The 9,212-nt window shown below is 31.7% G+C and carries 7 protein-coding genes; 2 read left to right on the top strand and 5 right to left on the bottom strand.

What is annotated here, in order from left to right; all coding sequences use genetic code 11:
* Positions 1–92 precede the first annotated feature (92 nt).
* Positions 93–1,283 (bottom strand): putative multidrug effflux MFS transporter TcaB, encoded by a 1,191-nt coding sequence (locus JVU85_RS00340; protein WP_021459718.1) that lies wholly within the window; start codon positions 1,281–1,283, stop codon positions 93–95.
* A 171-nt stretch (positions 1,284–1,454) separates the two neighbouring features.
* On the bottom strand, positions 1,455–2,840 hold the full coding sequence (locus JVU85_RS00335; RefSeq protein WP_021459719.1) for a membrane-associated protein TcaA: 1,386 nt from the start codon (positions 2,838–2,840) through the stop codon (positions 1,455–1,457).
* A gap of 275 nt (positions 2,841–3,115) precedes the next feature.
* Between JVU85_RS00335 and JVU85_RS00330 the strand changes: the two genes are divergently transcribed.
* A complete protein-coding gene (locus JVU85_RS00330; protein WP_204171513.1) occupies positions 3,116–5,500 on the top strand; it encodes an MMPL family transporter in 2,385 nt (794 codons plus the stop codon).
* A gap of 50 nt (positions 5,501–5,550) precedes the next feature.
* Here JVU85_RS00330 and JVU85_RS00325 read toward each other — a convergent pair whose 3' ends face one another.
* A complete protein-coding gene (locus tag JVU85_RS00325) occupies positions 5,551–6,012 on the bottom strand; it encodes a MarR family transcriptional regulator TcaR (RefSeq protein WP_002509089.1) in 462 nt (153 codons plus the stop codon).
* A gap of 258 nt (positions 6,013–6,270) precedes the next feature.
* Between JVU85_RS00325 and JVU85_RS00320 the strand changes: the two genes are divergently transcribed.
* Positions 6,271–7,245, top strand: a complete 975-nt coding sequence (locus JVU85_RS00320) for a YdcF family protein (protein ID WP_021459720.1) — start codon at positions 6,271–6,273, stop codon at positions 7,243–7,245.
* Positions 7,246–7,301: 56 nt separating this feature from the next.
* Here JVU85_RS00320 and JVU85_RS00315 read toward each other — a convergent pair whose 3' ends face one another.
* Complete coding sequence (locus JVU85_RS00315; protein ID WP_002509087.1) at positions 7,302–7,970, bottom strand: ABC transporter ATP-binding protein; 669 nt, start codon at positions 7,968–7,970, stop codon at positions 7,302–7,304.
* Entirely contained in the window at positions 7,970–9,022 is a 1,053-nt protein-coding gene (locus JVU85_RS00310) for an ABC transporter permease (RefSeq protein ID WP_103388770.1), read from the bottom strand. Before JVU85_RS00310 ends, JVU85_RS00315 begins: the two co-directional genes overlap by 1 nt.
* Between the last annotated feature and the right edge of the window lie 190 nt (positions 9,023–9,212).

Genomic DNA, 9,212 nt, shown 5'->3' with positions numbered 1-9,212 from the left:
TCAGATTTCTGTCCCACTCCCATTTTGCAATTCATTTTTAACTTCCATAAAAACCTAACACCCTAATAATATGGAATTGAAATCATTATGTATTAACGAAATACTCGGTAATTAATTATTTGTAATATTATCAATCCTATTGCTGTAATACTTATAATAACAAGATACGGTAGATAACTATCTTCTCCCATTATTCCTACTAACGGGGCAACTAAACCACCGAATAAATATTGTACGAGCCCTAATAAACTAGATGCACTACCACTACCACCTGAACGCTCATCCATAGCAATAGAAAAACCTAATGTCGCAATACCTGTCACTGGTGCAACTAATATAATAAATCCAATTATTAACATATATAAAGGCAGATGATTGAGTAAAGTTATACCAATCCCGAGCACACCAACAATTTGAATTACTGTCAACGCTCTAAACAGTGTCTGTCTAGCGAAATAATCAACTAGCTTCCCGGTTAATTGACTCGAAATTATCAATGTTATGCCCACAGTCGCAAACATCCAACTAAATTGTAAAGCATTCATATTATAAATACGCTGTGCAATAAAAGGTGATGCTGAAATATAGCTAAATAAAAATATAAATGTAAAACCTTGTATTAACATAGGTAATACAAATTTGGGTTTGGCTAATAATTGTTTAAAGTTATAAAAAATAGAACCTAAATTAGCTGGTGTTCTCTGCTCAGTCGTCAGTGATTCTTTAATATAACACACTATCCCTACGCACATAACTAAGCCAAAGACTGTTAAGATGATAAATATCATACGCCATGTAGCAAATGTTAACACGATGCCACCAAGTGCAGGTGCTAATACAGGTGCCACTCCATTAACTAACATAAGTATTGCTAAAAATTTAGTGAGTTGCTTCCCACTATATAAATCACTTGAAATAGCACGTGAAATAACTGCTCCAGCTCCTCCACAACACCCTTGTACGAAACGCAAGAATATCATTACCCCAATATTTGTAGTAAATACTATCGCTACACTAGCAATTGTAAACAAAGCCATTGTAATGAGTAATGGTTTTTTTCTGCCTAGTGAATCCGATAAAGGACCTACAAATAAATTACCTAGTGCTAACCCAACCATAAAAAAAGATAAAGTCAACTGAGCATTTGATGTTGTCGTTCCAAAATCATTTTGTAATTCAGGTAAGCCCGGTAAAAACATATCAATCGATAATGCACCGATAGCCGTTAAAGCTCCTAATATAACAATAAAAATAAGCGAATTACTTTGTTTATTTTCAGACATAATGTAATCTCCTAAGCATGTAATACTATTATTATATAGAACAGTTAGGCAGATTAAAATGGTAGCGTAATAAATAACCTTTATTATTATAACAATTGAATTACACTAGGTATACTTGCTAACCATCTCGATACTATAAAGAGGCTGGAATAACATTATTCCAGCCTCTAATTATTCGCTATAATTTATCACTTGTAAGTCATCACCTTTAGATGTACCCTCGAGGACATAATTCACTTCACCATATTGTCCATCACGTTTCAAGGCGTAACCAGTAACATAAAATTTATCGTCTAACCTAACTATTTCAGAAATTTGCGGAATTTGGAAAAATCTATATTGATTTGAACTTATTCCGTTTTTAGTTGCTTTATAGTTAGATGATCCTTTTTTGACAAACTCTGACACCATATCAAAATTATTTTGTGTATATGCTGTATTTAATGCAGGTGTGTAGTCACTAAAAAAATTAGTTATTTTATTTCGGAAGCTATTCTCTTCTTTTTCTTTCTTTTTCACATATTTATCAATTTCTTCTTCATCAAAATTAATAGATACAGTTGTATTGTCTTTTAAGTTATCTGTTTGAATTGTCGTTTCGTCAGAACTAAATTCTTTTTTCTTCGCTTCCCCGACCGCTTTCACTGTGATTTGTTTTGTTTTTGGATATGGACCATAAGCTTTAGAATTGTCATAATCAAATGATTTATCATTTATTTTCACTTTAATCGTATCTTTATCAAGATTATCTGCACCATTGAGGTTAAAACGTAAATATGCTTCATTAAAGGATTGATTTACATCAACCGTTTCATTATTACTATCATTAAAATTAAATTTCAACTCACCGCTAAATTGACCATTTTCCGTTTCTCTTTTAGCTTCAATACTATAATCTCCCGGGATAAATTTCCCTAATGATGTTGCTTGATTTTTATCAGCAGTAACTGTACGTTGTTTATCATTTGATCTAAATTTATACGTAGCATCAAATTTGGGTTTTACAATTGCTTCTTTAGTAGGAGCAGTAAAATTCATATTGTTAAAGAGGAAAAAACGTGTACCATTTTTGGTGATTTTCAATACTTTTTCACTGTTACGCGCAGTAACATAATTCGAAACTTGACTATCACCTTCATTTAGTTTGGATATTTTATCATGTATACTTTCCGCAAAGTTTTTCATGCCTACTTCTTCTTTTATATACTTTATGTAAGCTGTTGCTTCGTCTTCATCTACATTATTATTTTGAGTACTTAATACAGAGGATACTTTTTGTGTATCGTTATTATCTATCGCATTAACTAATAAATCAGCTTGAGCTTCAGGAGAATTAAAATTCTTAAGTAAAAAGAATATGATAATCAATAATATGATGATAAATAATGCAATACCCCATGGGATGATTTTGCGAACTTTATTATTTAATGTTTTATTATTTTGTCGGGTTGCTCGTTTTTTATTGTTAGAAGGTCTACTCCTTAACGATTGTCCACAATACGGGCATACTTTGTTAACTGTATTTACCGTTTCTCCACATTTTGGACAGTTTTGCATCTTATCACCTCTACTTCTACATTTCGCACTATCACGTTATTTTAACATAATTTACAATGAAACAATATATATGAACGAATAACATCCTAATTTTTACGTCTATTTCGTTATAACTATAACCTTCTTTATTATATAAAGTATTAGTTGTATTTGAAATACTTATTTAGTCTAATATCTATTTACAATATATTAATATTTTATAAAAGCTCACTTAGTTGACTGTCATCAACCAAAAATAGTATATTTTAAGTGTTAGTAATACTAAGGAGGTTATTATGAAGACGATATTGAAGTTCAAATGGTTAATATCCATTATTGTTATTATTGCTGTTGCTTGTTCGTTAATATTTTCACCGAATTTAGCCCAATTAGCAGCTGATAAAGGTGAAATCATTCCACCAAAAGACACTACATCTCAACAATACAAACAAATACTTAAAGATGTTAATGCTGATTCTAATAGTATTAGTGCGGTTGTTCAATTAGATAATAAGTTGGATAATCAAGATGAGAAGAAGTTAAAATCTTACATATCAAAAATTGAAAACGTAAATGGTGTAAAAAGTGTTATTTCGCCATTTGATAACTCAGCGATTGAAGATAAGTTAGTTTCAGAAGATAAAAAATCTATCATGATTCCAATCGAAACTTCTGCCAATAAAGACAAATCATTAGAAGCTTCAAAAGATATTGATGACATTAATCATTCTTTCAAAGGTTCCTATTTAACAGGTACAAATAACATCCAAGACCAAATTAACACGAGTATTAATGAAGGGTTAAAAACAACTGAAGTTATAACCGTAATACTTATTTTAGGTATTTTATTCTTAGTCTTTCGCTCTGTAGTAACACCATTTGTGCCACTATTATTAGTTGGATTATCTTATATATTTTCACAAGGCATCATTGCATTATTAGTGAAATACGCTGACTTCCCAGTGTCAATTTATATTCAACCATTTTTAGTTGCACTACTCTTTGGTATAGGTACAGATTACTGTATTTTATTACTCAATAGATATAAAGAAGAATTAGGCAAAGATCAAAGTAATTTTGATGCTGTACTTAATACATTTAAAAACGGAGGACGTACAATTCTTATTTGTGCAATTACCGTTTTAGTTGGCTTTGCAGCACTGTTCTTTGTTGAATTTAGTTTATTTAAATCTGCAGTCGGTATTGCGGTCGGTGTATTATGCTTAATGATTGTGTTGTTTACACTCTTACCAACCTTGTTATTAGTAATCGGTGGTAAAGTATTTTGGCCAAGTAAAAATACAGCTGGTCATAAAGATAGTGCACTTTGGGGCAAATTAGGTAATTTCACTACAAAAAAACCATTTTTAGCATTGGTCTTAGTTTTAATTATTTTAATACCGATCATCGTATTCGCCCCTAATAATATTACTTATGATAATACTAATGAAATTAGCGATGAATACGACTCAATTAAAGCTATCAACATCATTAAAGATGACTTTAGTGTGGGCCAAGCATTTCCGGTTCAAATCGCTATAAAAGACGATAAAAAACTGACAACAGAAAACGGCGTCAGTGACGTTGAAACATTAGCGAAATCACTGGAAAAAATTGAAGGTGTCGACGGAGTAAACACGATTACACGTCCTACTGGTAACCCTATTGAACAACTTACAACAACGTATCAACTTGACCAAATGCAGCAACAATTATCACAAGCTAATGATGGCATTAATCAAGTTAATACTGGTTTAAACAGTGCGCAACAATCAGGTCAAGGTCAATCTGCCCAAATGTCTCAAGGCCTATCTCAAGTACAATCTGGTCAAGAACAAATACAACAACGAATGGAAGATATGGCCAATGATAAATCAGTTGATGAATCGGGCATGTATATTACAAAAGATATGCTGCAAGATTCTGAATTAAAACAATCTGTTAATCAATATAGTGAGGATGACGGCAATATTGTATTACTTAATGTAGAATTAAGTGACGATCCTTTCTCCAAAAAGGCTATGAATACAGTGGAGAAAGTTGAACAGTCTGTAACAAATCAAGTAAAAGGTACTAGCTTTAACGATAGTCAAATAGAAATTGGTGGTACGTCTGCTGAAAACAAAGATTTACAGACTACTATTGATAATGACATGACTAAAGCTATTGTGTTAATTACTATTTTCTTATTTGTTGTATTACTTGTATTCCAACGCTCTATTATTATGCCAATTTACATGATTGCTTCCATTCTAATCACATATTATGCATCAATTGGTATAGCAAATATTATCTTTGACAATATACTTGGATTAGGTGGTTTATTATTAGTCGTACCATTCTTTAGCTTTGTAGTACTAATGGCTCTAGGTGTTGACTATGCAATATTCTTAGTCAATCGCTTCTCTGAAGAAGCTTACCAAGGTATCGTCGCTGCATTATTAATCGCCATGCGCAAAATGGGTACAGTAATTATGACTGCCTGTCTCATTTTAGTTGGTACCATAGCTGCTCTTTATTCTTCAGGTGCTATGACATTAATGCAAATTGCAACAGTTGTCATTGTCGGTCTACTATTATATAACATTTTAATGTTACCACTATTTATACCTTCCATAGCCAAATCATTCGGCAAAGGAAACTGGTGGCCATTTAAAACCAAAGAAAGTAAGAAAAAATAAATTTAATAAAAGCCTACACTTCAATGAAGTGTAGGCTTTTATTATGCATATTAGGAATTGTTAATATTAAAATTTTTCAATCTATGATCAATAATCTCTAATACATAGCGTGCTTGTTCAATCTGTTCTTCAGATAAATCAGATAGCATATCACTCACGATGTTGCTTACTATTGATTTACACTCACTATTAAATTGTTGGCCTTTATCGGTCAATTTAATATACTTCAGGCGCTGATCAGCATGTGTTTCTGTTTTGTCCCATTCTACTAAATCAGATTGGATTAATTTTTTAATCCGTCTACTTACAGCTGCCTTATTCACTCCTTGCTTTTCAGTTATTTCTGTTAATGTCATTGCTCTCTCATTTTCAAGCATTAAAATGACATTTGCTTGTTCTTTCGATATGTTATATTCCGCTCTTAAATCTCTGAGTAATTTTGCTACTAAAGTATTCACATCGTCTATAAACATACCCATAAAATCAATATGATTTCTTAAGTTTTTTACCATGTCCTGCACCTCTAAGCTATACAATATCTAGAATTGTCTTTTTTCTAGCACTTTATAGTCTTTTACTTATTACCCTAATAATATCAATAAATATCACTAGATAAAAGATTAAAAACCATTATGTTCAAAATTATATTATATTCCAATAACTTTATTGCAGTCATCATAAATATTACTTATTATTTAACAGATTGTAGTTGCTAATTTAATTTCAATCCTCTACATTTAGTATAATAGATTAACTATTTGAGGTGCTGTATGGATTTATTAACTATCATTTTGTGTTTCTTTATTTTTATAGCTTACATCAGTTTGTTTTTTAACCAAACGATACTGTTATCACTAAATGCATATATTTCCATTGTTATACTAGGTTACTGTGTAATCATCTACCATATTGGTCGCCATCATATCCCAATCGATTTGATTATCGTGTTGATTCTAGGTGTTATACTAATACATTTGAAGCATCGCCATTTATTTAACAATGATATTAGTCTTCGCTTTATGAAGCGCTTATATAAGCGTGGTGTTAAACTTATTGTAATAACATTGGCTTGTGCCTATATTAGTTTAATGCCAATTGGTATTAATATTATCTTTCTGTGGTTAGCAGCTATCGCTTTTAGTGCCTTATTCACCTTTGTTTGTTATGCTACATGGTCATCTGCTTATGCCACTCGTTCGAACAATGTACATTATGATGTGATTCTAACACTTGGCGCTGGCATTTTTACTGAGGAAGTTACGCCAATGTTAGCCAAACGATTGGATAAAGCTTTGGTATTGTTTAACAACAATAGTGATGCCACGATGATTGTGAGTGGCGGTCAAGGTCCAGACGAACCAATACCAGAATCATTAGCCATGAAACGCTACTTAATCGCTAACGGGGTACCTGAACAACAAATTATTATGGAATATCAATCTACCAATACATTTGAAAATATTAAAAACACTAAAGACTTATTAGCGACATATATACCGAGACAAGCGCAAGTTGTTTGTGTAACGAGTCAATTTCATGTGCTTAGAGCATTGCGTTTTGGACAAATTTTAAATGTTCGCATGACTGGCTTAGGTAGTACCACGCCCTATCATTTTTTAGAAATTGCATTAATTAGAGATTTTTTAGGTTTAATGTATCAATACCGCTTACTATTAACAGTGTATTTCGCGATACTCTTTTTTATTTGTATTATCTCATTTTGGCAAATTCCAAGTTATTTATAACACAACTTAGGCGACAGTTCTTATTGCATAACTGTCGCCTATTTTTTGCTTTTATTTTATTGTTGTACTATTTTCCCATCTTCTAGTTCTATTATTCTATCTGCATATTCTAATAATCTATTATCATGGGTTATCATAATAGCAATCATTTGCTCGTCTTTCACTTGCTTTTTAAACATCTCAACTACTTCCGTCGCACGCGCAGCGTCTAAACTAGCTGTAGGTTCGTCTGCTAAAATAATTTTAGGATTATTCATAAAGGCACGCATAATAGCTACACGTTGCTTTTCTCCACCAGATAACATATGAGGAAAGACATCTAGTCTGTGATTTAGACCTATACGATTGAGCAACATTTCAGCTTTAGTTCGAGCTTCTTTTTTCGTCATACCCGCTTCAACACCAATAGTTATGAGCTGATCTTGCACTTTTAAATATGGTACCAAATGTGCTGATTGGAAGATAAAACCTATCTCTGTTAAACGTAATGCTGCTGGTTTACTTTGAGCTGAAAATAATGGTGCATTATTATATAAAATCTGTCCGTCATTAGCTGTTAACAAACCACCTAGGATAGTTAATAATGTAGTTTTACCTGAACCTGAAGCACCTTTTAAAATAACAAATTCTCCATTATCGACGTTAAAATCAATCCCTTTCAACACTTGTGTTTCCGCTTGTCCTCGGCCAAAGGATTTTGTAATATTTTGTATTTCTAAAGTCATTATTCTCCACCTCCTATAGCTTCAATTGGATCAACTTTAAATAATTTAATAAACGATAATATAGCTCCTATCATAGCGACTACAATAAAGATAATAGTCACGAGCAATAAATTAAATGTAGTAATGTGGAACGGCATCGATACAGGCATTACTATCGATAATAAACTGATAATAGCGATTGCTATAATTACGCCAATCATAGTAGTTAATAAAATTTGGAATACAAGCGCGCTTAATAAGTGACGTGTTTTGATCCCTATTGCTTTTAAAATACCTATCTCTGATATTTTTTGAATTGTCATAACGTAGAAAAATGCGCTTAACACAATCGCAGTAATTACATATAAACTTACGATCATCATATTCAATGGTGCTTGTTCAGCTTGATAACTTGGAATTTCATCGGTAATGTCTTGTTCACTATAAATGTTGACACCTGAAATGTTTTCTAACTGTTGTGCTTTATTATCTGATAAATCAGTAACTGGATAAATCGTAGACACTTGATTATTTAACGATTCAAAACCAGCATCTGACATCATCACTACTGAACTATGTGAGTGCATTGTATCTGTAAGTACACCACTAATCGTTAATTTATTACCATCTTTTGTTGTAACAGTATCACCTACAGTGAGACCATCAGCCGTTAACTTTTTATTTATGGCAATGTCACTTTTCTTTTTTGGATAGTGGCCCTGTTCTAATTCAGGTTTATGATCTTTCACAGTATTAATCATCATGACATCTTCATCTTCATTTTTTAGTTTTAATGTTTGACCTGCTAACTGCATCGGTTCTGACTGCGTAATTTTTTCTATCTTTTCTTGCTGTGAATCTTTCAATAGTGATTTTTCTATTTGAGGTTGTTTACTATCCTGCATAACATACTTTTCTGCATTTACATTGTCTAACATCGAAACATTTTCTCTTGCTAATCCTTGTGCTAATCCACTAATAAATAACACCATAATACTCAATAGTAATATGATAAGCATAATTAAAATAAAACGAAATTTATAAAATTTCATTTCCGCCCATGCTAGTTTCATTACTTACTCACTCCCTGTTCAAATTGATTAATTGTATTGTATGATGCCTTTATGAACTCAATATGAACTTTTATGACTTCTTAATAAATTTTTATTCACCTTGTTTCTTTTTAATAAGTGATTAGAATTTTATTTGGTTAATTACAGATATAATATGTATAATGAAAATAAATTAGAAGGAGTGACATAG

The sequence above is a fragment of the Staphylococcus sp. GDY8P72P genome, assembly GCF_016890655.1.
In the GTDB taxonomy this organism is placed as follows: Bacteria; Bacillota; Bacilli; order Staphylococcales; family Staphylococcaceae; genus Staphylococcus; species Staphylococcus arlettae.
Note: the sequence above shows the minus strand (reverse complement) of the source record. Positions and strands in the feature narration are given on the sequence as shown.

Coding starts and splice junctions, on each gene's coding strand:
- JVU85_RS00325 (WP_002509089.1), bottom strand. CDS start 6,012: ATGGTAAAAAACTTAAGAAATCATATTGATTTTATGGGTATGTTTATA.
- JVU85_RS00335 (WP_021459719.1), bottom strand. CDS start 2,840: ATGCAAAACTGTCCAAAATGTGGAGAAACGGTAAATACAGTTAACAAA.
- JVU85_RS00310 (WP_103388770.1), bottom strand. CDS start 9,022: ATGAAACTAGCATGGGCGGAAATGAAATTTTATAAATTTCGTTTTATT.
- JVU85_RS00330 (WP_204171513.1), top strand. CDS start 3,116: ATGAAGACGATATTGAAGTTCAAATGGTTAATATCCATTATTGTTATT.
- JVU85_RS00320 (WP_021459720.1), top strand. CDS start 6,271: ATGGATTTATTAACTATCATTTTGTGTTTCTTTATTTTTATAGCTTAC.
- JVU85_RS00315 (WP_002509087.1), bottom strand. CDS start 7,970: ATGACTTTAGAAATACAAAATATTACAAAATCCTTTGGCCGAGGACAA.
- JVU85_RS00340 (WP_021459718.1), bottom strand. CDS start 1,283: ATGTCTGAAAATAAACAAAGTAATTCGCTTATTTTTATTGTTATATTA.